The organism is Streptomyces sp. NPDC040589 (assembly GCF_055594445.1).
On record NZ_JBVIWP010000001.1, the window covers coordinates 375,118 to 400,096 of the forward strand.

23 protein-coding genes are annotated in these 24,979 nt (G+C 71.0%); 14 read left to right on the top strand and 9 right to left on the bottom strand.

What is annotated here, in order from left to right; translation table 11 throughout:
- Positions 1–54: 54 nt before the first annotated feature.
- Together ACZ58V_RS01610 and ACZ58V_RS01615 are read left to right on the top strand one after the other, a co-directional pair.
- Positions 55–525: a hypothetical protein gene (locus ACZ58V_RS01610; RefSeq protein ID WP_468188218.1), complete on the top strand. Its 471-nt coding sequence runs from the start codon at positions 55–57 to the stop codon at positions 523–525.
- A complete protein-coding gene (locus tag ACZ58V_RS01615) occupies positions 522–929 on the top strand; it encodes a hypothetical protein (RefSeq protein WP_468188216.1) in 408 nt (135 codons plus the stop codon). The genes ACZ58V_RS01610 and ACZ58V_RS01615 overlap by 4 nt, the downstream gene beginning before the upstream one ends.
- A gap of 49 nt (positions 930–978) precedes the next feature.
- On the opposite strand, the gene ACZ58V_RS01620 is transcribed toward ACZ58V_RS01615, so the two are convergent.
- The 4 genes from ACZ58V_RS01620 to ACZ58V_RS01635 all read right to left on the bottom strand — a co-directional run bounded on the left by ACZ58V_RS01620 (position 979) and on the right by ACZ58V_RS01635 (position 4,645).
- On the bottom strand, positions 979–3,240 hold the full coding sequence (locus ACZ58V_RS01620) for a HelD family protein (protein WP_468188214.1): 2,262 nt from the start codon (positions 3,238–3,240) through the stop codon (positions 979–981).
- Positions 3,241–3,381: 141 nt separating this feature from the next.
- Positions 3,382–3,696, bottom strand: a complete 315-nt coding sequence (locus tag ACZ58V_RS01625; RefSeq protein ID WP_468188302.1) for a thioredoxin family protein — start codon at positions 3,694–3,696, stop codon at positions 3,382–3,384.
- On the bottom strand, positions 3,693–4,106 hold the full coding sequence (locus tag ACZ58V_RS01630; protein ID WP_468188212.1) for a MerR family transcriptional regulator: 414 nt from the start codon (positions 4,104–4,106) through the stop codon (positions 3,693–3,695). Before ACZ58V_RS01630 ends, ACZ58V_RS01625 begins: the two co-directional genes overlap by 4 nt.
- A gap of 29 nt (positions 4,107–4,135) precedes the next feature.
- Complete coding sequence (locus ACZ58V_RS01635; protein WP_382832764.1) at positions 4,136–4,645, bottom strand: Lrp/AsnC family transcriptional regulator; 510 nt, start codon at positions 4,643–4,645, stop codon at positions 4,136–4,138.
- A gap of 45 nt (positions 4,646–4,690) precedes the next feature.
- On the opposite strand from ACZ58V_RS01635, the gene ACZ58V_RS01640 reads away from it, so the two are divergent.
- A complete protein-coding gene (locus ACZ58V_RS01640; RefSeq protein WP_471287856.1) occupies positions 4,691–5,605 on the top strand; it encodes an NAD-dependent epimerase/dehydratase family protein in 915 nt (304 codons plus the stop codon).
- 1 nt (position 5,606) lies between these two features.
- Entirely contained in the window at positions 5,607–6,524 is a 918-nt protein-coding gene (locus ACZ58V_RS01645; RefSeq protein ID WP_468188207.1) for an aldo/keto reductase, read from the top strand.
- On the opposite strand, the gene ACZ58V_RS01650 is transcribed toward ACZ58V_RS01645, so the two are convergent.
- Positions 6,521–8,770 (bottom strand): MMPL family transporter, encoded by a 2,250-nt coding sequence (locus tag ACZ58V_RS01650; protein WP_468188205.1) that lies wholly within the window; start codon positions 8,768–8,770, stop codon positions 6,521–6,523. The two genes, ACZ58V_RS01645 and ACZ58V_RS01650, sit on opposite strands and share 4 nt — an antisense overlap.
- Positions 8,771–8,988: 218 nt before the next feature.
- On the opposite strand from ACZ58V_RS01650, the gene ACZ58V_RS01655 reads away from it, so the two are divergent.
- From ACZ58V_RS01655 to ACZ58V_RS01670, 4 genes are all read left to right on the top strand, one after another.
- Positions 8,989–9,516 (top strand): toxin-antitoxin system HicB family antitoxin, encoded by a 528-nt coding sequence (locus ACZ58V_RS01655; protein ID WP_471287858.1) that lies wholly within the window; start codon positions 8,989–8,991, stop codon positions 9,514–9,516.
- Positions 9,517–9,612: 96 nt separating this feature from the next.
- Positions 9,613–10,503 (top strand): DUF4097 family beta strand repeat-containing protein, encoded by an 891-nt coding sequence (locus ACZ58V_RS01660; protein WP_468188201.1) that lies wholly within the window; start codon positions 9,613–9,615, stop codon positions 10,501–10,503.
- A gap of 73 nt (positions 10,504–10,576) precedes the next feature.
- The gene (locus ACZ58V_RS01665) at positions 10,577–11,818 is read left to right on the top strand and encodes a cytochrome P450 (protein ID WP_471287859.1); all 1,242 of its coding nucleotides are present in this window, start codon (positions 10,577–10,579) and stop codon (positions 11,816–11,818) included.
- A 4-nt stretch (positions 11,819–11,822) separates the two neighbouring features.
- Positions 11,823–12,044 carry a ferredoxin gene (locus ACZ58V_RS01670; protein WP_468188197.1) on the top strand — a complete coding sequence of 74 codons (222 nt, stop codon included), beginning with the start codon at positions 11,823–11,825 and terminating at the stop codon, positions 12,042–12,044.
- Between the two features lie 9 nt (positions 12,045–12,053).
- On the opposite strand, the gene ACZ58V_RS01675 is transcribed toward ACZ58V_RS01670, so the two are convergent.
- Positions 12,054–13,565, bottom strand: coding sequence for an AAA family ATPase (locus ACZ58V_RS01675; protein ID WP_471287860.1), 1,512 nt, complete (start codon positions 13,563–13,565; stop codon positions 12,054–12,056).
- Positions 13,566–13,798: 233 nt separating this feature from the next.
- Positions 13,799–15,190: a cation:dicarboxylate symporter family transporter gene (locus tag ACZ58V_RS01680; protein ID WP_471287863.1), complete on the bottom strand. Its 1,392-nt coding sequence runs from the start codon at positions 15,188–15,190 to the stop codon at positions 13,799–13,801.
- Positions 15,191–15,367: 177 nt separating this feature from the next.
- On the opposite strand from ACZ58V_RS01680, the gene ACZ58V_RS01685 reads away from it, so the two are divergent.
- From ACZ58V_RS01685 to ACZ58V_RS01705, 5 genes are all read left to right on the top strand, one after another.
- Positions 15,368–17,038 (top strand): sensor histidine kinase, encoded by a 1,671-nt coding sequence (locus tag ACZ58V_RS01685; protein ID WP_471287866.1) that lies wholly within the window; start codon positions 15,368–15,370, stop codon positions 17,036–17,038.
- Positions 17,035–17,733 (top strand): response regulator, encoded by a 699-nt coding sequence (locus ACZ58V_RS01690; protein WP_382497225.1) that lies wholly within the window; start codon positions 17,035–17,037, stop codon positions 17,731–17,733. Before ACZ58V_RS01685 ends, ACZ58V_RS01690 begins: the two co-directional genes overlap by 4 nt.
- Before the next feature lie 123 nt (positions 17,734–17,856).
- Complete coding sequence (locus tag ACZ58V_RS01695) at positions 17,857–19,230, top strand: extracellular solute-binding protein (protein ID WP_468188187.1); 1,374 nt, start codon at positions 17,857–17,859, stop codon at positions 19,228–19,230.
- Positions 19,231–19,246: 16 nt separating this feature from the next.
- On the top strand, positions 19,247–20,167 hold the full coding sequence (locus ACZ58V_RS01700) for a carbohydrate ABC transporter permease (protein WP_471287869.1): 921 nt from the start codon (positions 19,247–19,249) through the stop codon (positions 20,165–20,167).
- Positions 20,168–20,171: 4 nt separating this feature from the next.
- Positions 20,172–21,011 (top strand): carbohydrate ABC transporter permease, encoded by an 840-nt coding sequence (locus tag ACZ58V_RS01705; RefSeq protein ID WP_468188183.1) that lies wholly within the window; start codon positions 20,172–20,174, stop codon positions 21,009–21,011.
- Between the two features lie 277 nt (positions 21,012–21,288).
- On the opposite strand, the gene ACZ58V_RS01710 is transcribed toward ACZ58V_RS01705, so the two are convergent.
- Together ACZ58V_RS01710 and ACZ58V_RS01715 are read right to left on the bottom strand one after the other, a co-directional pair.
- A complete protein-coding gene (locus ACZ58V_RS01710) occupies positions 21,289–22,620 on the bottom strand; it encodes an enolase C-terminal domain-like protein (protein ID WP_471287871.1) in 1,332 nt (443 codons plus the stop codon).
- A gap of 36 nt (positions 22,621–22,656) precedes the next feature.
- Positions 22,657–23,994, bottom strand: a complete 1,338-nt coding sequence (locus tag ACZ58V_RS01715; protein WP_471287873.1) for a gluconate:H+ symporter — start codon at positions 23,992–23,994, stop codon at positions 22,657–22,659.
- A 170-nt stretch (positions 23,995–24,164) separates the two neighbouring features.
- Between ACZ58V_RS01715 and ACZ58V_RS01720 the strand changes: the two genes are divergently transcribed.
- A complete protein-coding gene (locus ACZ58V_RS01720) occupies positions 24,165–24,953 on the top strand; it encodes an IclR family transcriptional regulator (protein WP_468188177.1) in 789 nt (262 codons plus the stop codon).
- The last annotated feature ends 26 nt before the right edge of the window (positions 24,954–24,979 follow it).

The window sequence follows — 24,979 nt, forward strand, 5'->3', positions numbered from 1 at the left end:
CCGTGCCACCCCACCGGGCCGTGGGGGTCCGCCCGCGCGGGATGGGGTCACGGCGTGCTGATCGGTCTGGGCATCTCCGTCGTCTGTGCCCTCGGCGCGCTGGTCGCGGCCGCGGGAGTCGTGGCCATGGCGTTTCCCGGCCGCCCCGAGCCCTGGCCGCCACCGCTGCTGCGCCGAGCGGCGACGATGTTCGCCTGGGCGGCCGTGTCCGTCTACTCCCTGGGGCTCTTCGCCGTGCTGGAATCGGAGTGGGAGTTCGGCGAAGGCGCGTCCTCGGTCCCGGCCCGGGCCTGCCTCGACGGCTTCGCCCCGGACACGATCGAAGGCCTCTCCCACCACCGGGCCTCGTACCTGCCCCTGCGCTTCGACTGCGTCCGCGAGAACGGCACCGTCTACACCGCCGACTCCTCCTACGGGTGGATGAACTGGGCGAGCGTGTCCTGCGCCCTGTCCGCCGCCGGGCTCGCCATCGGCGCGGGCTACGCGACCGAGTTCCGTGCCCGGAAGACCGCGGCCGGCTCATGACGCTGCTTCCCGTCTTCGTCGGGCTCGTGGTGGTCCTGGTAGCGCTGCGCGGGCTGCTGGCGCATCCGCTGCTGCCCCTGTGGGTGCGGACCGCGGTGTTCTGGGCGGTGCCGTGCGGCGCCGTCACCTGGGTCGTGATCATGACGGCGGACGACCCCTTCCTGTTCCCGGATACGGCCCCCTGCCCCGCGGAGCCGATGCGGGAGGGCTTCCTCGGGGACGGGAAGGCCTGGGGAGTCTCCACGCCGTTTCCGCCCCGGGCCTACTGCGAGTGGGAGGACGGCACCACCTATGACCTCGCCCCCGGCGCCGAGTTCGTGTTCTGGGTCTTCTTCGCCCTGACCGTCGTCCCGCTCGCGGCCGGGCTGTGGCACGCCCTGCGGGATCCGAGGTCGCTGCTGTGACAGGCGGCCTCAGGTCCCGCAGGGCGTCGGAGAGCCCGTGCCGGTGGAGCTACCCGAAGTGTTCCGCCAGGGCCTTCGGCAGCTCCCCGGTGTGCAGCACGCCGAGCCGCTGGGTGGCCCGGGTCAGGGCCACGTACAGGTCGCTGGTGCCGTAGCGGCCGGGCTCGACCACCAGGACGGAGTCGAACTCCAGGCCCTTGGCCTGGCGCGGGTCGAGGAGGACGACCGTCCGGGTGAGGTCGGGTTCGGCGCCCGCCGTCACGCCGTCCAGCCGGGCCGCGAGGCCGCGGTGGAGGTCGCGCGGGGCGATCACCGCGAGCCGCCCCTCGGCCGGGGTGAGTTCCTCGACCGCCTTGGCGACGGCGCCCGGGAGGTCGTCGGCGGCCCGTGCCCACGGCCGTACACCCGTGGAGCGGACCGAACTCGGCGGCTCGAACTCCGGGTGCTCGGCGCGGACCACGGCCGCCGCGGCGTCCATGATCTCGGCCGGGGTGCGGTAGTTGACGCCCAGGCGGGTGTGCTCCCAGCGGTCCTCGACGTACGGGTCGAGGATGCCCGCCCAGGAGCCGACACCGGCCGCCTCAGCCGTCTGCGCGGGGTCGCCGACCAGGGTCATCGAGCGGGTCGGGCTGCGCCGCATCAGCAGCCGCCAGGCCATCGGCGACAGCTCCTGCGCCTCGTCGACGATGATGTGCCCGAACGCCCAGGTGCGGTCGGCCGCCGCGCGCTCGGCGGCGCTGCGGTGGTCATCCTCCTCGTGCCGCTCGGCGAACCGCTCGGCGTCGATGACGTCGTGCGCGGACAGCACCTCGCTGCCGTCGGGGTCGCTGTCCTCCTTGTCCTCGAACTCGTAAGTCCGGGAGGCGTACGACACCTCCAGCACGCCCTGCGCGTAGGCGATCTGCTCCTCCCGCTCGCGCGCGGCGCGCTCCCGGGCCAGCCGGTCGTCGTCGCCGAGGAGTTCGGCGGCCTCGTCGAGCAGCGGCACGTCCGCGACCGTCCAGCGCCGGGTCACCGGGCGGCGTACGGCCTCGGCGTCCTCGGCGGGCAGGAACTCCTCGGGCGCGGCGAGGAAGTCGGCGACGAGCCGCTGCGGGGTGAGCACCGGCCAGAGCTGGTCGATGGCGGACCAGACGTCGGGGTTGTCGGCGATGTCGTCGCGGATCTGAGTGATGTCGCTGGGGTCGAGCAGGCTGGACCCGTCGAAGGGGTCGGTGCCGATCCGCTCGGCGTACAGGTCGGTGAGCGCGTTGAGGATGTGGCCCTCGAAGTGCTCGCGGGCCGCGTTGTGCGGCAGCTTGGCGGCGCGGGTGCGCTCGCGGGCGACGTTCACCAGACCGTCGTCGAGCATGAGGACCTCGCGGTCGTGCTCGATGGCGATCACCGGGTCGGGCAGCGCCTGCCGGCCCCGGACGACCTCGGCGAGGACGTCGGCCATGCCGGCCCGGCCCTTCACCGCGGCGGCCTCGGGTGTGTCGGTCGCGGTCGCCTTCACGCCGGGGAACAGCTCGCCGACGGTCGCGAGGAGCACGCCCGTCTCGCCGAGGGAGGGCAGCACCTCGCCGATGTAGCCGAGGAACGCCGGGTTGGGTCCGACGATCAGTACCGCCCGCTTGGCGAGCAGTTCGCGGTGCTCGTACAGCAGATAGGCGGCGCGGTGCAGGGCGACGGCCGTCTTGCCGGTGCCCGGACCGCCCTCCACCACCATGACGCCGCGGTGCGGGGCGCGGATGATGCGGTCCTGGTCGGCCTGGATGGTCTGCACGATGTCGCTCATCCGGCCGGTGCGGGCCGAGTCGAGCGCGGCGAGCAGCACGGCGTCGCCCGTCGGGTCCTCGTGGCCGGTGCGGGTCTCGTCGCCGAGGTCGAGGATCTCGTCGTGCAGATGGGAGACCCGCCGGCCGTCGGTGGCGATGTGCCGCCGGCGCCGCAGGCCCATCGGGGTGTGGCCGGTGGCGAGGTAGAAGGGGCGGGCGACGTCGGCGCGCCAGTCGATCAGGACGGGGGTGCGCTCGGCGTCGTCGGTGCGCAGCCCGATCCGGCCGATGTGGTGGGTGACGCCCGAGGTGAGGTCGATCCGGCCGAAGCACAGGGAGCCGTCCACCGCGTTCAGCGCGGCGAGCAGCCCGGAGCGCTCGGCGACGAGGATGTCCCGCTCGAGTCTGGCCTGCATGGGCGTGTTGCCCTGGGCGAGCGCGTCCGTGACGGAGGACTCGGTGTCGCCACGCAGGGCGTCCACGCGCGCGTACAACCCGTCGATGAATTCCTGCTCCTGCCGCAATTCATCGTCCGGAAATTCGGTGTTTGACAATTCCACTCCCGCCCGGATATACTGTGCTCACTGAACTTCACGTGACTTCCTTCGGGTTGAAGTCACGAACAAACAAATATACGCAAGGAAATCCCCCGAGCGCAATTGCTCGGGGGATTTCCTGTTGTCCGGGCGGGTCGCCTAGAGCACGTCGGCCAGCTCCTCCAGCAGCCGCCGCTTGGCCCGTGCGCCCACCATCGACTTCATGGGCTCACCATCGCGGAACACCATGAAGGTCGGCATCGACAGCACCTTGTAGGCGTTGGTCGTCTCCGGGTTGGAGTCCACGTCCAGCTGCACCACCTTCAGCCGGTCGCCCTCCTCGAATGCGAGGGCTTTCAGCACCGGGGCCATCTGCCGGCACGGCGGACACCAGTCGGCGGTGAACTCCACGAGCACCGGCAGCTCCGCACCGATCACCTCGGCCTCGAAATCCGCGTCCGTCACATCGGTCACCATGTGTCCCCTCCCAGCTCGCACTGCGGCTCCGGACCGCCCGGAGCCTGAGCCTCGGCGGCCAGCTCGGCCCGCGCCAGTTGCCGCGCGACCGTCTCCCGGACGGTGGTCAGCTCACCGATCAGTGAGTCCAGCTCGCCCAGCTTGCGCCGGTAGACCGCGAGCGACGCCGGGCACGAGTCGCCCTCGGGGTGCCCGGCCCGCAGACACTCCACGAAGGGCCGCGTCTCCTCCAGGTCGAACCCGAAGTCCTGGAGCGTCCGGATCTGCCGGAGCAGCCGCAGATCGCTCTCGTCGTAGCTGCGGTATCCGTTGCCCGTGCGCCGCGCGGGCAGCAGCCCCCGCGATTCGTAGTACCGCAGCGTCCGCGTCGTGGTCCCGGCCCGTGCGGCCAGCTCGCCGATTCGCATGCGTACGAACGTATTCCTTGACGCCCGCGTCAAGGCAACAGCGGTTTCCGCTCCACCGGGGAGGTCAGCACGATCGACGTCGTCGTGCGCCCCAGCGCGGAGACGCCCTCCAGGACCTCCTCCAGGTGGACGGTGTCCCGGACGGCTACCTTGAGGATCCAGCAGTCCTCGCCGACCACGTGGTGCACCTCGGTGATCTCGGGCCGCTCGATCAACTCCAGGGTCCTCGGGTGCTTCAGGTTGTAGCCGCCGTGCGGGTTGACCCGGATGAACGCCTGGATGCCGTAGCCGAGGCGGGCCGGGACGACCTGGGCGCCGTAGCCGCTGATCACGCCCGCTGCCTCCAGTCGCCGCACCCGCTCGGTGACCGCCGCCGGGCTGAGCCGGACCCGGCGGCCCAGTTCGCTGAGCTTGATCCGGCCGTCGGTCTGGAGCAGGTGGAGGATCTGCCGGTCCAGCGCGTCGAAGACCACCGAGGTTTCGTCGGCGGTGGCGCGCAGATGCCGTGGTTCTTTCGGCGTGGCGGCCTGAACTCCCATGGTTCCCCCTTCAGTACATGGATGTACGCCAGGAGAATTATGGCCATGGAAAAGGTCCGGAACGTACTGGTCATCGGTGGAAGCCGCTACATCGGCAAGCGCCTGATCGCACGGCTGCGGGACGAAGGGCACCGGGTCAGCGTGCTGAACCGGGGGTCCGCCCCGCCGCCGGCCGGGGTGGAGCATCTCGTCGCCGACCGGGACGACGAGCGGTCGCTGACCGAGGCGCTGGGCTCGCGGGTCTTCGACGTCGTCGTCGACCAGGTCTGCTACACCCCGCGCCAGGCGGCGCTCGCCCGCCGTGTCTTCACCGGCCGTACCGGCCGCTATGTGATGACCTCGACGGTCGAGGTGTACGAGTACGAGGACTCCCCCGCCCTCGTGCGCGAGGAGGCCGTCGTCCCGTCCACGGTGCCCGTGGACCTCGAACTGCCCTGGGACGACCCGGTGTTCCTGGAGGCGCACTACGGGGAGGGCAAGCGGCAGGCGGAGGCGGTCCTCGCGGCCGACGGCCCGGCGTTCCCGTACACGGCGGTGCGCGTGGCCCATGTGCTGGGCGGGGACGACGACTTCACCGGCAGGCTGGCCCACTACGCCGAGCGGATCCGCACCGGCGAGCCGATCGCCGTGCCGGTGGTGAACCGGCCCGCGACGTACATCCACGTCGAGGAGATCGCGGGCTTCCTGGTCTGGGCGGCGGGCGAGGAGTTCACAGGGCCGGTGAACGCCGCCTCGCACGGGACGCTGAGCACCGAGGAGTTGTGCGCGGCGGTGGCCGCGCACGTAACGGGCGGCCGGGCCGTGTTCCGGCCCGTGGAGGTCGGCGAGGTCTCGCCGTTCTCCTTCCGCCGCTCCTACGGCATGGACAACACCCGTGCCACCCGGCTCGGCCACACCTTCGGCGACGCCCGGCAGTGGTTGCCGCGTGCCGTCGCCGAGACGCTCGGAAAGGACGACTGACATGCGGTACAGGACACTGGGCGGGCTGCCGGTGAGCGCGATCGGGCTCGGCGCGATGCCGCTGTCCCTCGAGGGCCGGCCGGACGAGAAGCGCGCCCTGGCCACCGTGCACGCCGCGCTCGAGGCGGGCGTGACCCTCCTGGACACGGCCGACTCCTACCATCTGCCGGGCGCGGAGCCCGGCCACAACGAACGTCTGCTGGCCCGGGCGCTGGCCACGTACGGCGGTGACACCTCCGGCGTGCTGGTGGCGACGAAGGGCGGGCGCGGCCGCCCGGCCGGCGGCGACTGGACGGTGAACGGCTCGCCGCGCCACCTCAAGGCCGCCGCCGAGGCCTCCCGCAAGCGCCTCGGGGTGGAGGCGATCGGCCTCTACCAACTCCACAAGCCGGACCCCGCCGTGCCGTTCGAGGAGTCGGTCGGTGCCCTGCGGGAGCTGCTCGACGCGGGCACGATCCGGCTGGCCGGGGTGTCCAACGCGGACGCGGACCTGATCCGCCGGGCGCGTGAGATCCTCGGCGACCGTCTGGTGTCGGTGCAGAATCGGTACTCCCCCGCCGTCCGGAGCAGCGAGCCGGAGCTGCGGCTGTGCGCGGAACTGGGGCTGGCGTTCCTGCCGTGGAGTCCGCTGGGCGGGCTGGCCCGCAGCTCCCTGGACGGGCCGTCGCGGACGGAGGGAGCGGACCGCTTCGCCGCCTTCCACGCCGTCGCGGCGGAGCGCGGTGTCAGTCCCCAGCGGGTCGGCCTGGCCTGGCTGCTGGCGCGCTCCCCGGCCGTCGTCCCGATTCCGGGGGCGAGCCGGCCGGAGACGGCCAGGGACTCGGCGGCCGCGGCGGACCTGCTCCTCGGCGAAGAGGAGCAGGCCCGCCTGGACGAGGCCGCCGAGCCGGACCCGATCACGGTCACCCCGGGTCGCTAGTCGACCAGTTCGGGTGCGCGGCGCTGCGGCGCCACCGGCGCGGCCGGGGCCGTGCCGGCGAGCTTCGCGCCCTCGACGTCGAGGTTCGGAAGCAGTCGGTCGAGCCACCGCGGCAGCCACCAGGCCGACGTGCCGAGCAGGGCGAACAGGGCGGGGACGATCGTCATCCGGACGAGGAAGGCGTCGAAGAGCACCGCGGCCGCGAGGCCGAAGCCGATCATCTTGACGAAGTCGTTGTCCTCCACGATGAAGCCGGAGAACACGCTGATCATGATGGCGGCGGCCGCGGCGACCACCCGGCCGCCGTAGCGGAACCCGGTGACGACGGCCTCGGCGGGCCGTGCCCCGTGGACGTAGGCCTCCCGCATCCGGGTCACCAGGAACACCTCGTAGTCCATGGCGAGTCCGAAAACCACGCCGATCATGAAGATCGGCATGGTGCTCATGATCGGGCTCGGCTGGTCGACGCCGAAGACATCGGCGAGCCAGCCCCACTGGAAGACCGCGACGACGGCGCCGAGCGCGGCGGTCACCGAGAGCAGGAAGCCGAGCGCGGCCTTGAGCGGCACGAGGACCGAGCGGAAGACCACCATCAGGAGCAGGAACGCCAGGCCCACGACCAGGGCGAGATAGGGGAGCAGCGCGTCGTCGAGGGTCTCGGAGAAGTCGATGAACATCGCGGTCTGGCCGGTGACCAGGACCTCGGCGCCGGTGTCGGCCCGGAAGCCGTCGGCGAGGGAGCGCAGATGACGCACCAGGTCCTCGGTCGCGGCGTCGGTGGGGCCGGTGGCCGGGACGACGTTCAGGATCGCGGTGTCGCCGGTCTCGTTGGGCGTGGCCGGGGTGACGGTGGCGACGCCGTCCTGCCCGGCGAGGCGCTTGCCGACGGTGTCGGCCGCGGCCTTGGCGTCCGGGCCCTCCACGGTGATCGTCAGCGGTCCGTTGAACCCGGGGCCGAAGGACTCCGAAAGCAGGTCGTAGGCCTTGCGCTGGGTGGTGTCGGGGGCCATGGTGCCCTCGCCGGGCAGTCCGAGCTCCAGACTGGCGGCGGGCACGGCGACCGCGCCGAGGCCGAGGACGGCCAGGACCAGGACGGCGACGGGGTGGCGCAGGACGTAACCGGCCCAGCGCGAGCCGAGGTTGGGCTCGCGACGGGCGTCCTTCGCGGCACGCCGGTCGGCCTTGCGCTGCCGGCGGGCGCTGAGGGGCTTGCCGGAGAACCGGTGGCGGTCCCGGCGGCGCAGGACCTTGACCGGCGCGAAGCCGAGCAGCGCCGGCACGAAGGTGAGGGCGACCAGGACGGCGATGGCGACAGTGCCGGCGGCGGCCAGGCCCATCTTGGTGAGCATCGGGATGTTCACCACGGCCAGGCCCGCGAGGGCCACGATGACGGTGAGCCCGGCGAAGACGACCGCGGAGCCCGCGGTGCCGACCGCCCGCCCCGCGGCGTCGGCGCGGTCGCGGCCCTCGGTGAGTTCGGCGCGATAGCGGGAGACGATGAACAGGGCGTAGTCGATGCCGACGGCGAGGCCCAGCATCATCGCCAGGGTCGAGGTGGTGCCGGACAGGCCGAGGGTGGCGCCGAGGGCCGTGATCGCGGATATGCCGATGCCGACGCCGATGAGGGCCGTGAGCAGGGGCATTCCGGCGGCGATCACCGAGCCGAAGGTGAGGAGCAGGACCAGGGCGGAGACCAGGATGCCGATCTTCTCGCCGGTGCCGCTCATGGCGGCGTCGATCTTCACGGCGTCGCCGCCGGCCTCCGCGGTCAGGCCGGCGTCGCGGGCCCGGGCCAGTGCGTCGTCGAGGGCGTCGTGCGCCTTGTCGCCGACCTCGGTGGCGGGGACCTTGTAGGTGGCGATGGCATAGGCGGTGGAGCCGTCCTCGCTGACCGCCTTCGTCGTGAAGGGGTCGCTCACCGAGGCCACCTGCGGGGCCTTCCTCAACTCCGCGACCAGCGCGGCGACGTGGGCCTTGCGCGCGGGGTCGGAGATCTTCCCGCCCTCGGGCGCACGGACCACGACCCGGGCGCTCGCGCCGTCGGCACTCGCGCCGGGGAACTTCTTCTCCAGCAGGTCGAAGGCCTTCTGCGACTCCGTGCCGGGCATCGAGAAGGTGTCCGCGGGCGGCGCCGGGGCGGCGGAGGCGGCGAAGCCCGCACCGCAGAGGACCACCACCCACAGCAACACCAGCAGCCATCGGCGCCGGAAGGCGAGACGGCCCAGTTTGTAAAGGAAGGTAGCCACGGCGGGGAACTCCTGTCGGTGGGCGAGGGATGGCACCAGACTTTGGCGCTGAAGTGACGCCACCATGGCATCACTCCGGCTCCACCGCAAGCCCCTTCATGCCCGGCGCGGCACGATGACACCTCAATCAGAGGAAGGAAGGGCAGGTCAGAGCCCATTCTCACGCGATGGAGCCAAAATGGCTCGCCATGGCGCCATCCTTGTGCCATCATGACGTCATGGACCTCACGCCCTACGTCGACACCCTCCGGCACGAGCTGGCCGTGGCCGCGGAGGCCGGCGGCGACGACGCCCGCGCCCTAGCCGAGCGGCTCACCGCCCCGCTGGAGTCCGCCGCCCGGCTGACGCTCCTCGACGCGCTGTCCGCCGCCATGGGCGAGGTCACGCGGGAGCTGGCGCCGGGCTCGGTCGACGTGCGGCTGCGCGGATCCGACCCGGAGTTCGTGGTGACGGCGCCGCACGCCCCGGAACCGTTCCGGGAGGCGCGGGAGCCGGTCACGGCCCCCGCCGCGTCATCGCCGCCACCGCTGCCCGCGGAGTCCGACGACGGCGCCATGGCCCGGATCAACTTCCGCCTCCCCGCCCAGCTCAAGGCCCGCACCGAGGAGGCCGCGGCGGCCGAGGGCCTGTCGGTCAACACCTGGCTGGTGCGGGCCGTGTCCCTCGCCCTCGACGGCGGGGAGCGCGCGAGCCCGGGCCGCGGCAAGGACCCGGACGGCCGGAGCCTCACCGGCTGGGTCCACTAGGCGCCCGGCCGGGCCCACCCCACACTCACCGGCCGTCACTCATCACCCGCCTCACCGGCGGGACCACCCACCCAAGCCAAAGAGGACGGGACAGCCATGCCTGCTTTCGACACCCCCGAACCGATCTCCGTCACCCTCGAGTTGGAGGCCGGGACCGCCCGCGTCACCGCGGGCAAGCGCACCGACACGGTCGTGGAAGTGCTGCCGCGCAACGGCTCCGACGACAACGACGTGCGCGCCGTGCAGCAGACCCAGGTCACCTGCTCGGGCGGCCGCCTCACGATCAGGACGCCCAGGAAGCGGTCCCTGTTCGGCAAGCCGGGTGCCATCGAGGTGAGCGTCGAACTGCCCGCGGGATCGGATGTCCGGGGCACCTCGGCCATGGGCGGCTTCTTCTGCGAAGGCCGCTTCGGGGACGTCACGCTCAAGACCTCGCTCGGCGACGTCCAGGTCGACGAGGCGGCCGGTGCCGTCCTCAAGACCGACCACGGCGACATCCGCCTGGCCCGCTCGACCGGAGACGTCGAGATCATCGGCGCCGGGCGGGTCGAGGTCGGCACGGTCGCCGGCACGGCCACCGTCAAGAACAGCAACGGCGCCACCGAGGTCGGCGAGGTCACCGGCGGCCTGAAGACCAACGCGGCCAACGGCGACATCTCCGTCGGCATCGCGCACGGCGACGTCGGCGCCAAGTGCGCCAACGGCCGGATCGAGATCGGCGTAGCCCACGCCGGGGTCGACGCGATGGCCTCCAACGGCCGCATCCGCGTCGGCGACGCCACCCGCGGCCGGATCGAACTGCGCACCTCCGTCGGCGACCTCGAAGTGGGCATCCACGAGGGCACCGCCGCCTGGCTCGACCTGAACGCCAAGTACGGCACGGTACGCAACTCGCTCGGCTCCTCGGCCGGCCCCGCGGACTCCGACGAGACCGTCGAGGTGCACGCCCGGACCGCGGCCGGCGACATCATCGTCCGCCGCGCCTGACTTCGCGTCCGCCCCCAGCTCTCCAGCCCCACTTCACGATGCGCACCCCACCCGACGATCGCAGGAGGACCGCATGCCGTACGACCCGACGGACGCCGGCACCACCACGGCCGGCACCACCGCCGAGGAGCCGCCCACCCTGCCCACCGACCGGCACACCGGCTGCCCCTTCGACCCGCCCGCCGAACTCACCGCGCTGAGCGACCAGCCGCTGCGCCGCCTGCGCTACGCCGACGGACACATCGGCCGACTCGCCACCGGCCACGCCGCGGCCCGCGCGGTGCTGGCCGACCCGCGCTTCAGCTCACGCTACGAACTCCTGCACATGCCGGTACCGGTCCCCGGGATGCCCGCGGAGCTGCCGCCGGCCCCGGTCGGCGACATCACCGGCCTCGACGCCCCCGAGCACACCCGCTACCGGCGCCTGCTCACCGGCAGGTTCACCGTCCGGCGCATGCGTCAACTCACGGAGCGCGTCGAGCAGTTCACCATCGAATGCCTGGACGCCATGGAGCAGGCCGGGCCCACGGCCGACCTGGTGGAGGCGTTCGCGCAGCCCGTGCCCGCGCTCATGATCTGCGAGCTGCTCGGCGTGCCGTACGCCGACCGGGAGCGGTTCCAGAGCCAGGTGGCGGTCATCTTCGACCAGTCGGCGGACGCGGAGGCGAGGGGCGGTGCCTACGCGGCGCTGCTCCAGTACCTGAACGAACTGGTCCTCGCCAAGCGCGCCGAGCCCACCGACGACCTGCTCAGCGATCTGACCACCTCCGACCTCACCGACGAGGAGCTGGCCGGCATCGGCGGACTGCTGCTCGCCGCCGGGCTCGACACCACCGCGAACATGCTCGCCCTCGGCACCTTCGCCCTGCTGAGCAACCCCGACCAGCTCGACGCGCTGCGCGCCGACCCCGGCCTCGCCGGGCAGACCGTGGAGGAACTGCTGCGCTACCTCAGCGTGGCCGACCCGATCCTGCGGACGGCACTCGAGGACGTCGAGGTGGAGGGACAGATCGTCAAGGCGGGCGAGACGGTGACCGTTTCCGTGCAGGCCGCCAACCGCGACCCGCACCGCTTCCCCGACCCCGACCGGCTCGACATCCACCGCAGGGCCACCGGACACCTCTCCTTCGGGCACGGCGCCCACCAGTGCCTGGGCCAGCAGCTCGCCCGCGTCGAGATGACCGTCGCGTTTCCCGCGCTCTTCGCCCGCTTCCCCACCCTGCGCCTCGCCGTGCCGCCCCGGGAGGTGCCGCTGCGCGAACACTCCAACATCTACGGCGTGATCAGCCTGCCCGTCACCTGGGACAAGGAGTAGCCCCGTGAGCGACCCACGCGAGCCGCTGCGGATCGGAGTCGACCGTGAGCGCTGCGCCGGCGCCGGCATGTGCGCCCTGACGGCTCCCCAGGTCTTCGACCAGGACGACGAGGAAGGCCTGGTGGTGCTCCTGCGCCCCGCCCCGGCCCCCGAGCACCGGGCCGCCGCCCGGATGGCCGCCGGGCTCTGCCCCGCCGGGGCCATCGCCCTCGATACTCCGGACTGACGGGCCCGGTCACTCGAAGTCGTCGTCCCCCTGCCCGTCCTCGACGTCCTCGACGTTCTCGGCACCCGGCACCCCGAGCAGGCGCCGGGTCAGCCGGTCGTGGTCGCAGAGGAGTTCGTCGAGGGCGGCGCGGACGTCCTCCGCCTCCGTGCGAGGCGACTCGCGCTCGGCGGCGATCAGGACGGACCTGCGGACCAGTTCCCTGGTGAAGGACGCCGTCGTGCCCTCCGTGCGGGCCACCACCTCGTCGGTGATCTCCTTGCCCAGACCGAGGCCGGAGCCGTACAGACCGAGCAGCCGGGCGCGCCCGTCGGCGTCCGGCAGGGGAATCTCCACGGCGAGGTCGACCCGCCCCGGGCGCTGGGCCAGGGCCGGTTCCAGCAGGTCGGCGCGGTTGGTGGTGAGCAGGAAGGCGACATCGGCGTCGTCGCCGAGGCCGTCCATCTCGTTCAGGATCTGGAAGAGCAGCGGCTGCTCGCCACCGCCGTGGTCACGGGCCTCGGCGATGAGGTCGCAGTCCTCCAGGACGACCAGCGCCGGCTGGAGCATCCGGGCCAGGGCACAGGCCGGCCCGATGGCGTCGATGCTCGTCCCGGACAGCACGACGACCGTGAACTCGGGGAGGTGCGAGAGGAGATACCGGAGGGTGTGGGTCTTGCCGGTGCCGGGCGGGCCGTACAGCAGCAGTCCGCGCCGCAGGTGCTGGCCGGCCGCGCGCAGGCGGGCACGGCGCCGGGCCACGCCCACGACCTGTCGCTCCACCCGCTCCAGGAGCCCGTCGGGGAGCACGATGTCGTCGCGGGTCAGTCCGGGCCTGCGGTGGAAGCGGAACGGTCCGAGGCCGTGGCCGAACTCCGAGCCCTCGAAGGAGAGGACCTGGCCCCGGAAGATGTTGAGTTCGCGCACGAGGGTGTCGATCTCGGCGAGCAGCCGGTCGGCGAACTCCTTCTCCCCGGCCAGCACCTCGATCTCCACCTTGTCGCGCCCGTACTCGTCCTGCGGCCCGCGCAGCAGGACGGCGAACCGGTCGTCGCCCTCCGCCCCGAGGTAGAACCCGCAGGAGACACAGGCGAGTTCCGCGTCGGGAGAGACGGGCAGCTGGGCGTAGTCGACGGCGCCGACGGTGAACCGGTCGTACCGGTCGGCCGCTTCGAGGATGTCGCCGAGGGTCAGCTCGCCGTGATGCTGGGCACCCCGCATACCGACGAGCTCGTACGACCGTCCGGCCCCCTCGAACCAGCGCTCCAGGGCGAGATGCACGTTGGGCAGGTCGTACGGCGGATAGGCGGCCTTGACCACGGGCCGGTCCCCCGGGGTGGAGCCCAGATGCTCCCGGAGCCGCTCGGAGAGATCGCGGCTGCCGTCACCGTCCCGCCGCTTCGGCCGGGCCACCGCCATCAGGAATTCCTGGAACAGCTCACCGATCTGCTCCATGGACAGCGCGGACGGCTCCCGTCCGGCCCCGAACCGCGCCCCGTACTCGTCCGAGCTGATGATCTCGACGTGCTGTGAATCCCCCATGCCCCGCCTCCGTGCGTGCGCGCTGCGTCCAAGGTTTCCCAGCCTGTGCCCCGGTGTCCGGACGGGTCAAAGCATTTGGGCGCGCGGGTGACGGGCGCGGGCGGAAACGGCGACGCCGAGCGGGCAGGTCCCTAGGGGAGGAGGACCTGCCCGCTCGGCGTTTCACAGACCGGGCGGCTGAGCGACGGGGGGACACCCAGCCGCCCGGAGTCTCGCGGAGCGCGACGCGACCGTCAGGTCTTCGCCAGCTCCTTCTCGCCGCCCTGCTCGGGCACCTCGGCGTGCTCGTCGGACGAGCCGCCGTGGCCGTCGTCCAGCAGCGTCTTCTCGTCGAAGGGCAGCTGGCCGGCGAGGACCTCGTTGACCCGCTCCTTGTCGATCTCCTTCGTCCAGGTACCGATCAGCACGGTGGCCACGGCGTTGCCTGCGAAGTTGGTCAGGGCGCGGGCCTCGCTCATGAAGCGGTCGATGCCGACGATCAGGCCGATGCCGTCCACCAGGGCCGGCTTGTGCGACTGCAGACCACCGGCCAGGGTCGCGAGGCCCGCGCCGGTGACACCGGCGGCGCCCTTGGAGGCGACCAGCAGGAAGAGCAGCAGCGGGATCTGCTCGCCGAGGGACATCGGCGTGCCCATGGCGTCGGCGATGAACAGCGAGGCCATGGTCATGTAGATCATGGTGCCGTCGAGGTTGAAGGAGTAGCCGGTCGGGACGGTGATGCCGACCACCGGCTTGCTGACGCCCAGGTGCTCCATCTTCGCGATGAGCCGCGGCAGCGCGGACTCGGAGGAGGAGGTGGACAGGATCAGCAGGAACTCCCGGCCCAGGTACTTGAACAGCGTGAGGATGTTCAGGCCGGAGATGACGCGCAGCAGGATGCCGAGCACGATGAAGACGAACAGGAAACAGGTGACGTAGAAGCCGAGCATCAGCACGGCGAGGCTCTTGAGCGCGTCCACGCCGGCGGAACCGGTGACGGCGGCGATGGCACCGAAGGCACCGATCGGGGCCGCCCACATGACCATGGCGAGGATCCGGAAGACGAGCCGCTGGATGTGCTCGATACCCCGCAGGATCGGCTGGCCGGCCGAGCCCATGCCCTGCAGGGCGAAGCCTGCGAGCAGGGCGATCAGCAGGGTCTGCAGGACCGACTCGTTGGTGAAGGCGGACACGATCGTGGTCGGGATGATGCCGAGCAGGAACTCGGTGGTGCCCTTGGCCTCGGAGTCGATCTGCGCGTGACCGGCGTCCTTGATCGCGTCGGTCACCGCCAGGCCGGTGCCCGGCTCCAGGATGTTGCCGACGACCAGGCCGATGCCCAGCGCGACGAGCGACATGATCGTGAAGTAGACCAGGGCGATACCGCCGACGGCACCGACCTTGGCGGCCTTCCGTACCGAGCCGATGCCCAGCACGATCGTGCAGAAGATGATCGGCGAGATCATCATCTTGATCAGGTTCACGAACCCGGTGCCGATCGGCTTCAGCCCGACAGCGAAGTCCGGTGCGGCCAGGCCAACCGCGATACCGGCAGCGACCGCGATGATCACCGCGATGTAGAGATAGTGGGTGCGGTCCCGCTTGGGTTTGCGTGCGGCAGGTGCCGTATCGGCTGCGCTGGTCACGGCGGCCCTCCTTGACGACGTCGTCGGCATCACCGGCGTGCGGCTCACGTCCGGAAAACTGGGAGCGGGGCTCCCGGAGATGCGTTATAGGGAATGCCGTGACTATGTCCTGCTCTGTGAGCGCGGTCACCCTTCCGTTCATTTAGTTCACAATCAGCCAAGGGGCAGACTGACGACATGCGCTTCTCCGTCCCCCGACCCCGCAGCCTGGCGGCCCAGCTCTTCGCCATGCAGGCCGTACTGATAGCGGTCGTCGTGGCCGGATGTGCACTGTTCACCTACGTGAGCGACCGCAGCCAGGCCGAGGAGGCCGCAAGGCGCCAGGCCAGGGCGGTGGCGCGCTCCGTCGCCGACTCCCCGTCCGTGCTGGCGGCGGCCCGCGCCCCCGACCCGACAGGCGAGCTCCAGCCGTACGCGCTGAAGGTCATGCGGGACACCGAGGTCGACTTCATCACGATCATGAACCCGCAGGGCATCCGCTGGACGCACCCCGACCCAAACCAGATCGGCCAGACCTTCCAGGGCCACACCGAGCGGGCCCTGAGGGGCGAGACCTTCACCGAGACCTACACCGGCACCCTCGGCCCGTCGGTGCGCGCGGTCACCCCGATCCAGGACGGCACGGAGATCGTCGGCCTGGTCAGCGCGGGCATCCGGGTCCAGGCGATCACCGAGCGGGTGCAGAGCCAGGTCACGGCCCTGGTCGGCGTCGCGGCCGGGGCACTGGCCCTGGGCGCCGTCGGCACCTACGTTGTCAACGCCCGGTTGCGCCGCCACACCCACGGCATGAACGCGACCGAGCTCAGCCGGATGCACGACTACCACCAGGCCGCCCTGCACGCCGTACGGGAGGGGCTGCTGATGCTGGACGGGCAGTACCGTGTGGCGTTGATCAACGACGGGGGGCGGGAGCTGCTCGGCGTGGAGGGGGACGTGGTGGGCAGGTCGGTGGCCGAGCTCGGGCTCCCCGCCCCGCTGACGGGCGCGTTGCTGGCGTCGGAGCCGCGGGTGGACGAGGTGCATCTGACGGCGTCGCGGGTCCTGGTCATCAACACCTCCCCGGTGTCGGGCGGCGAGCGGCGCGGTACGGTCGTCACTCTGCGCGATGTCACCGAACTCCAGTCGTTGATGGGCGAGTTGGACTCCGAGCGGGGCTTCACACAGGCGCTGCGCTCGCAGGCGCACGAGGCGGCGAACCGGCTGCACACGGTCGTCTCGCTGATCGAGCTGGGCCGGGCGGAGGAGGCGGTGGACTTCGCGACGGCCGAGCTGGAGCTGGCGCAGGCACTGACCGACCAGGTCGTGGCGGCGGTGAGCGAGCCGGTGCTGGCGGCGCTGCTGCTGGGCAAGACGGCCCAGGCGAACGAGCGGGGCGTGGAGCTGATGGTGTCGGAGGACAGCAGCCTGGACGACGGCCTGCTGCCCGAGACGCTCCCGGCGCGGGACCTGGTGACCATCCTCGGCAATCTGATCGACAACGCCGTGGACGCGGCACAGGGCAGCGCCCGGGCGCGGGTGACGGTGGCGGCGTACACCCGGGACACCGAGGACTGCCCCGAGCTGGTGCTGCGGGTCTCCGACACGGGCCCGGGCGTCGACCCGGAGCACACCGAGGCGGTCTTCCAGCGAGGCTTTACGACGAAGCCGTCCGGCCCGGGCGGACGAGGTCTCGGGCTGGCCCTGGTACGCCAGGCGGCGCAGCGGCACGAGGGGACACTGTCGGTGACGGAGGCCGACGGGGGCGGGGCTCAGTTCGAGGTACGGCTGCCGCTGCGGGAGTCCGGCGCGGTCGCCGCAGGAGTGACATCCGGAGGCCCGGTGTCCGAGGGCTCTGGAGGCCCCGCATGACGAGCGACACGACGCACGCGAACGCCATCCGGGTCCTGGTGGTGGAGGACGACCCGGTGGCCGCCGACGCCCACGTCCTGTACGTCGGCCGGGTCCCCGGGTTCGTGGCGGTGGGCAAGGCGCACACGGGCGCGGAGGCCCGCCGGGCCCTGGAACGCACCCCGGTGGACCTCCTCCTGCTCGACCTGCACCTGCCGGACGTGCACGGGCTGCATCTCGCCCGGTCCCTCAGAGCCGCCGGCCACCACGCGGACGTGATCGCGGTGACGTCGGCGCGCGACCTGGCCGTCGTACGCGAGGGCGTCTCGCTCGGGGTCGTGCAGTACGTCCTGAAGCCGTTCACCTTCGCGACCCTGCGGGACCGCCTCGTGCGGTACGCCGAGTTCCACGCGTCGGTCGGCGAGGCGAGCGGCCAGGACGAGGTGGACCGGGCCCTGGCGGCTCTGCGCGCCCCCGGCCCGGCCGCGCTGCCCAAAGGCCTGAGCGCGCCGACGCTGGAGCGGGTGACGGTGACCCTGCGGGACAGCGCGGAGGGCCTCACGGCCGCCGGTGTGGCGGAGACCGTGGGCATCTCCCGCATCACGGCCCGCCGTTATCTGGAGCATCTGGTGGACGCGGGCCGCGCGGCCCGCCGCCCGCAGTACGGCACGGTGGGGCGCCCGGAGCTGCAGTACCGCTGGGTCACCGGCCAGTGACGACCCATCAGCTCTCACGTGCCGGGATCAAACCCCCGCACACGCATTGACCTGACTAGACCACTCAACTTAGGTTCGCGACGCAGCCGTCCAGGCCACAAAGAAGTGCGCCCGCAGGAGGTCGTGCCCGTGCGCCCCACCGCCGCTCTCACCCCCCTCGTCGCCCTGGCCCTCGCCGCGTCCACCCTCACCGCCTGCGGCGGGGGCTCCGGCAGCGACCCGGACACCGTGAAGATCTCCTTCAAGCAGTCCACGGACAACTCCGTCAAGGTGATGGACACGTATCTCGCGGACATCAAGAAGCAGTTCGAGAAGGCCCACCCCGGCAAGAAGGTCGAGCTCGTCCCGATCAAGGCGCCGGACTCGGAGTACTACACCAAGCTCCAGCAGATGCTCCGCTCCCCCAAGACCGCCCCCGACCTGGTCTACGAGGACACGTTCCTCATCAACTCGGACATCACCAGCGGCTATCTCAAGCCCCTCGACCCCTATCTCGCCAAGTGGCCGGACTGGAACCAGTTCATCGACACGGCGAAGGCGGCGGCCAAGGGCGAGGACGGCAAGACCTACGGCGTCCCCGACGGCACCGACACCCGCGGCCTCTGGTTCGACAAGGACATCTTCAAGAAGGCCGGCCTGCCCGCCGACTGGCAGCCGAAGACCTGGAACGACGTCCTCACCGCCGCCCGCGCCATCAAGCGAGAAGTCCCCGGCACCATCCCCCTCAACATCTACACGGGCAAGCCGGTCGGCGAGGCCGCCACCATGCAGACGTTCGAAATGCTGCTCTACGGCACGAACGACGGCACCACGGACCCCCTCTACGACAAGTCGAGCAAGAAGTGGATCGCCGGCGGCAAGGGCTTCGAGGACGCGCTCTCCTTCGTCGAGACGGTCTACAAGGAGAAGCTCGGCCCGGACGTCTCCGACGCGCTCGACCCGAACGTCATGACCCGGGTCCGCGGCGAGTGGCTCCCGCAGGGCAAGCTCGGCATCGCCCTCGACGGGTCCTGGCTGCCGCAGGACTGGCTGTCCGGCAGCGGCCACGAGTGGCCCGAGTGGTCGGAGAAACTGGGCCTGGCCGCCATGCCGACGCAGAATGGCCAGGCGCCCGGGAAGGTGAGCATGTCCGGCGGCTGGACCTGGTCGATCCCGGCCAAGGCGGGCAACCCGGACCTGGCGTTCGAGTTCATCAAGACGATGCAGACCAAGGCCAACGCGCAGAAGTGGTACGTCGCCAACTCCGGCATCGCGGTCCGCGAGGACGTGGCGAAGGACCCGGCGTACGCCACGGCCCAGCCCGGCATCAAGTTCTTCACGGACCTCGTGGCGAACACCCACTACCGCCCCGCCTACCCGGCCTACCCCAAGGTCTCGGTGGCGATCCAAGAGGCGATGGAGGGCGTGACGACGGGCGACACGTCGGTGGACGAGGCGACGAGCGCCTACACGGACGCACTCAAGGACGCGACGGACAACCAGGTGGCCGAGCGATGAGCGAGGGCCTTCAGGTATGACCGCCACAGCACCACACCCGCGGCTCACGAAGGCCCCCGAGGACACGCACCCGGCACGCGGCCCCCGCCTGCCGGTGCGGGCCCTGCCCCTGACCCCCGCGGTCGTCCTCCTGCTCCTCTTCCTGGCCGGCCCGATCGCCTACTGCGTCTACATCGCCTTCACCGACCTCCAGCTCACCGGCCAGGCCCAGGAGTCGTTCGTCGGCTTCGACAACTTCACCCGGGCCTTCGGGGACGAGGCGTTCCTGAACGCCGTATGGCTGACGCTGGTGTTCACCGTCCTCTCCTCCCTCATCGGACAGAACACGCTCGGCCTGGCCCTGGCGGCACTGATGCAGCGCGCGTCGAAACCGGTCCGCACACTCACCGGCGGCATCGTCGTCACGGCATGGGTCCTGCCGGAGGTCGTCGCGGGCTTCCTCCTCTACGCCTTCTTCCGCCGCGAGGGCACCCTGAACGCCATCCTGGACTGGCTGCACCTGCCCTCCCAGAACTGGCTGTTCACGCTCCCCATCCTGGCGGTGTCCTTCGCGAACGTCTGGCGCGGTACGGCGTTCTCGATGCTGGTCTACTCGGCGGCCCTGAACGAGATCCCCCAGGAGATCACCGAAGCCGCGGAGGTCGACGGGGCCGGGGGCTGGCGCCGCATGTGGCACATCACCCTGCCCATGATCCGCCGGTCCATCGGCACGAACCTGATGCTCAACACCCTCCAGACCCTCTCGGTCTTCGGTCTGATCTGGGTCATGACCAGGGGCGGCCCCGGCGGCCGAAGCCAGACGCTCCCCCTGTTCATGTACGAACAGGCCTTCCAGAACAGTCTGATCGGCTACGGCACGGCGGTCGCGCTACTGCTCCTGCTGGTCGGCTCCCTGTTCTCCCTGGTCTACCTGCGCCTGCTCCGCACGGAGGTCTGACCGCATGCCCCACACCCTCTCCTCCCGGCGCACGACCCGCCGTCTGGCGGCCGACGCGGGACTCCTGGTGGTCGCCGCGGCCTTCGTGCTCCCCCTGGCCTGGGTGGTCCTGTCCTCCCTCGACCCTCACGCGGGCCTCCGGGTGAAGGCCCCCGACGGCCTCACCCTGGACAACTTCGACGCGGTCCTGACTCCCGAGATCACCTTCACCCCCCTCCTCAACAGCCTGGTCCTGTGCGGCGGCGCGACCCTGCTGACAGTGGTCTGCGCGGCCCTGGCGGCCTACCCGCTCTCCCGCTTCCGCTCCCGCTTCAACCGCCCGTTCCTGCTGACGATCCTGTTCGCCACCAGCCTGCCCATCACGGCGATCATGGTTCCGGTCTACGCCCTCTTCGTCCAAGTGGACCTGATCGACACCATGCAGGGCACGATCTTCTTCTTCGCGGCGTCCCAACTGCCGTTCGCCATCTGGCTGATGAAGAACTTCATGGACGGCGTACCGAAGGAACTTGAGGAGGCGGCGTGGACGGACGGGGCGTCGGCGTTCCAGTCCCTGGTCCGCATCGTCCTGCCCCTCATGGGCCCCGGCGTGGCCGTCGTGACGGTCTTCTCCTTCGTCATGATGTGGGGCAACTTCTTCGTCCCCTTCATGCTCCTGCTCACCCCCGACCAGATGCCGGCGTCCGTCAGCATCAACGACTTCTTCGGCAACCGGGGCATGGTGGCGTACGGCCAACTGGCCGCGTTCTCCATCATCTACTCGACGCCGGTCATCCTCCTGTACGTACTGATCTCACGCCGCCTGGGAGGAGGCTTCGCCCTGGGCGGGGCGGTGAAGGGCTGAACGCGTCGGGGCTGGGGGCGGGTGGGTGCGCAGCCCGGCGGAGCGGGGTGCCGCTGCGCCCACCCGTGCCGCCCCCAGCGGCACGCATGCCCGCAGCGGGGGCGCTACGCATGCCGCAGCGGCGGGCGCCGGACCACGCAAGGGGCCGTGTCGGGGGGTGTCCGCCCGCAGCGGTTGTCGCGTCAACGAACAGTGAGTCGGTATCCGACCCCATCGCGACGTTCCGAGGACGGACACCCCCCGACACGGCCCCGACCCCCCACCCGGCGTCAGGCGACTACCGCACCAGACACGGCCGCTTCCCGTCGAACTCCCACCCCGGAACCAGGTACCGCATCCCCACCGCATCGTCCCGAGCCCCCAGCGCCTTCTCCCGGTACAGCTCGTGCGCCGCGAGAAGCCGGTCCATGTCGAGCCGCACACCCAGCCCCGGAGCATCCGGAACCGCGACCTCCCCACCCACGATGCGCGGCGGGGAAACAGTGAGCCGCTCCAGCCCCTCCTGCCAGATCCAGTGCGTGTCCAGCGCGTTGTACTCCCCCGGAGCCGCGGCCCCGCAGTGCGTCACCATCGCCAGCGAGATGTCGAAGTGGTTGTTCGAGTGGCACCCCCACGTCAACCCCATCGCGTTGCACAACTGCGCGACCCGCACCGACCCCCGCATCGTCCAGAAGTGCGGATCGGCCAGCGGGATGGACACCGACTGCAGAGCCAACGCATGCGCCATCTGCCGCCAGTCCGTAGCGATCATGTTCGTAGCCGTCGGCAACCCGGTCGCACGCCGGAACTCCGCGAGAACCTCCCGCCCCGAGTAACCCTCCTCCGCCCCGCAGGGATCCTCGGCATACGCCAGCGTCCCCACCAGCGGCCGACACAGCTCAACCGCCTCCCGCAGCGACCACGCCCCGTTCGGGTCGAGCGTGATCCGCGCCTCGGGAAACCGCGCCTTCAGCGCCCGCACCGCCGCGACCTCCTCGGCCCCCTCCAGCACACCCCCCTTGAGCTTGAAGTCCCGGAACCCATACAGGTCGTACGCCGCCTCCGCCTGCCGCACGATCGCCTCCGGAGACAACGCCTCCTCGTGCCGCACGCGGTACCACGCCACGTCCGAGTCCGGCTCCCGGACATACTCCAGGTCGGTCCGGTCCGGATCACCCACGTAGAAGAGATAACCCAGCACCCGCACGGACTCCCGCTGCTGCCCGTCCCCCAGCAGCGCGGCGACCGGCACATCGAGATGCTGCCCGAGAAGATCGAGCAGCGCCGACTCCACCGCGGTCACCGTATGAACCGTGGTCCGCAGATCGAACGTCTGGGCGCCCCGTCCACCGGCGTCACGGTCGGCGAACCGCTCACCGATCTCCCGCAGCACCCGCTGGTAGTCCCCCACCTTGGCCCCGACGACGAGCGACTCGGCATCCCGCAGCGTCTGCGTGATCTTCTCCCCGCCGGGTACCTCCCCCAGCCCGGTACGCCCCTCGGAGTCGGTGAGAACGACGACGTTGCGGGTGAAGTACGGCCCGTGCGCACCGGAGAGGTTCAGCTCCATGCTGTCCCGCCCGGCGACGGGGTAGACGGCGAACGCGGTGACGGTCGGCTGACTGCTCATGCTGGTCCAAGTCCCTTGACTAGTGGATGAATCGGTCTACAGCCCAAGAACGTCCAGCGCCCACTCGACCGCGAGCACGCCCCCCAGCCCGAGCACGGCAAGCACCGTCGTATAGGACGTACGCACCTTGATCGCCTCGACGACGGACAGGTTGAAGTACTCCTTGAACAGCCAGAACCCAGGGTCGTTCACATGCGAGAACGCGATGGATCCACACGCCACGGCGAGCACCATCACCTCCGGGTGCACTCCACTGCCCGCGAGCAGCGGCAGCGCGACACCGGAGGCCGTGACCACGGCGACCGTGGCAGAGCCGAGCGCGATGCGCAGGATGACGGCGACGAGCCAGGCGAGAACGATCGGCGAGATGGACCAGCCGTGGGTGACGTCCTTGATGTAGTCGGAGATGCCGCCCTCGACGAGGACGTTCTTGAAGGCCCCGCCCGCGCCGATCACCAGCAGGATCATCGCCATCGCCTGGGCCGCCGAGGCACAGGAGGCCCCGACGTCGCTCAGGCTCCGCCCGATCCGCGGCCCGAACACCCAGATCGCCAGGCACAGGGTCAGCAGCAGGGCGATCGGCGCCGAGCCGATGAAGGCCACGACGTGCAGGAACGGACTGTCTCCCGAAGCCGCCATGTCGGTCACGGCCGCGGCCACGATCAACACCACGGGGAACAGCGCCACGAAGAGCGACCACCCGAGCCCCGGCATCTCCTCCTCACTGAACTCACGCTCACTGACCAGCCCTTTGGGGATGGACGGCGTCATCCTCGCGACGAACGGAAGACGGGGCCAGGCCAGGGCGATGAGCGCCCCGGCGGGTACGGCGATGAACAGGCCGTAGAACAGCGTCAGTCCGACGGAGGCGTGGAAGGTCGCGGCGACGGCGGTGGGGCCGGGGTGCGGAGGCAGGAAGCTGTGCATGGTGGACAGGGCGATGGACATCGGCAGCCCGACCCACAGCAGCTTCGCGCCGGTGACCCTGACCAGCGTGAACGCGATCGGCACGATGATGACGAACGCGACCTCGTAGAACATGGTCACGCCGATGAGCATGGACGTGACCACCATGGCCACCTGGACCCACCGCGGACCGAAGGCGTCGAGGAGCTTGCCGGCTATGCGCTGCGCGGCGCCCGAGTCCCCCATCACCCGGCCGACCATGGCACCGAGCCCGATGGTCAGCATCGTGTCGCCGATCTGGTCCCCGATGCCCTCGGAGAGGACGTCCGGGATGGTCGCCACCGGAATGCCACGGACCAGCGCGACCCCCACCGCGACGAGCAGCAGGGCCGCGAAGCCGTTCATTCTCAGCCGGGTCATGAGGAGGAGCAGGACCAGAACGCTGATCCCGACGACGAGCAGAGGCAAGGCAGTTCCCCTTTGAACTGGTGGGAGCTCTGAACCGGTGGGGCTCTCATCCCTGTATGCAGATGGTGTCCACGTATGCAGATGGAGGCTAAGTGCGTGAACGGAGTGGGTCAATGGCCCGGACGATCACAGATTGATGTGCACGATCGACGCGGACCTACGATGAGCCCATGCAGGAGAGCAGAGGCGTCCGCGGCGTGAAGTCGGCGGCCAGAACCGTCGCACTGCTGGAACTGCTCGCCGAGCGAGGCGAGGAACCCTCCCGCCTCGACCAGCTCGCAGAGGACCTGGACGTGCCGCGCAGCAGCATGTACCAGCTGCTCCAGACGCTCGTCGACTCCGGCTGGGTCCGCACCGACGCCACCGGCTCCCTCTACGGCATCGGGATCCGCGCGCTGCTCACCGGCACCGGCTACCTCGACGGGGACCGCCGTATCCGGGTGGTCCGGCCGTACCTGGACGAGGCGTCGGACGCGCTCGGCGAGACGATCCACATGGCACGGCTCGACGGCCGGGACGTCGTCTATCTCGCCACCCGCGAGTCCCACGAGTACCTGCGCACGATCAGCCGGGTCGGCCGCCGCGTCCCGGCCCACGCCGGCGCCCTCGGCAAGGCACTGCTCGCGGAACGCGCCGACGACGAACTACCCCTCGACGACGAGCCGTTGACCGGCCTCACGGAGAACACGCACACCGACCGCGCCGCCCTGCTCGCCGACCTGGCCCGGGTGCGCGAGCGCGGCTACTCCGTCGACCGCGAGGAGACGGTGCCGGGCATCGCCGGCTTCGGCTTCGCCCTGCGCTACGGAACTCCGGCCGTCGACGCCATCAGCTGCTCGGTCCCGGTGGCCCGGCTGACCCCGGAGCACGAGAGCCGCGTCGTCTCCGTGATGAGCGACATCCGAGCGAGGATCGAGTCCCGGCTGCCACCGGTCTCGGGCGTACCGGACTGGCGCTAGGGCCGCCGCGCCCACCGCCCTCGACA

Bases quoted from the DNA above. Each gene is read 5' to 3' on its own strand.
- ACZ58V_RS01635 (WP_382832764.1), bottom strand. From the start codon at position 4,645: ATGGGAGTTCAGGCCGCCACGCCGAAAGAACCACGGCATCTGCGCGCC.
- ACZ58V_RS01720 (WP_468188177.1), top strand. From the start codon at position 24,165: ATGCAGGAGAGCAGAGGCGTCCGCGGCGTGAAGTCGGCGGCCAGAACC.
- ACZ58V_RS01675 (WP_471287860.1), bottom strand. From the start codon at position 13,565: ATGGGGGATTCACAGCACGTCGAGATCATCAGCTCGGACGAGTACGGG.
- ACZ58V_RS01630 (WP_468188212.1), bottom strand. From the start codon at position 4,106: ATGCGAATCGGCGAGCTGGCCGCACGGGCCGGGACCACGACGCGGACG.
- ACZ58V_RS01655 (WP_471287858.1), top strand. From the start codon at position 8,989: ATGGACCTCACGCCCTACGTCGACACCCTCCGGCACGAGCTGGCCGTG.
- ACZ58V_RS01660 (WP_468188201.1), top strand. From the start codon at position 9,613: ATGCCTGCTTTCGACACCCCCGAACCGATCTCCGTCACCCTCGAGTTG.
- ACZ58V_RS01640 (WP_471287856.1), top strand. From the start codon at position 4,691: ATGGAAAAGGTCCGGAACGTACTGGTCATCGGTGGAAGCCGCTACATC.
- ACZ58V_RS01685 (WP_471287866.1), top strand. From the start codon at position 15,368: ATGCGCTTCTCCGTCCCCCGACCCCGCAGCCTGGCGGCCCAGCTCTTC.
- ACZ58V_RS01615 (WP_468188216.1), top strand. From the start codon at position 522: ATGACGCTGCTTCCCGTCTTCGTCGGGCTCGTGGTGGTCCTGGTAGCG.
- ACZ58V_RS01645 (WP_468188207.1), top strand. From the start codon at position 5,607: ATGCGGTACAGGACACTGGGCGGGCTGCCGGTGAGCGCGATCGGGCTC.
- ACZ58V_RS01710 (WP_471287871.1), bottom strand. From the start codon at position 22,620: ATGAGCAGTCAGCCGACCGTCACCGCGTTCGCCGTCTACCCCGTCGCC.
- ACZ58V_RS01665 (WP_471287859.1), top strand. From the start codon at position 10,577: ATGCCGTACGACCCGACGGACGCCGGCACCACCACGGCCGGCACCACC.
- ACZ58V_RS01690 (WP_382497225.1), top strand. From the start codon at position 17,035: ATGACGAGCGACACGACGCACGCGAACGCCATCCGGGTCCTGGTGGTG.
- ACZ58V_RS01705 (WP_468188183.1), top strand. From the start codon at position 20,172: ATGCCCCACACCCTCTCCTCCCGGCGCACGACCCGCCGTCTGGCGGCC.
- ACZ58V_RS01700 (WP_471287869.1), top strand. From the start codon at position 19,247: ATGACCGCCACAGCACCACACCCGCGGCTCACGAAGGCCCCCGAGGAC.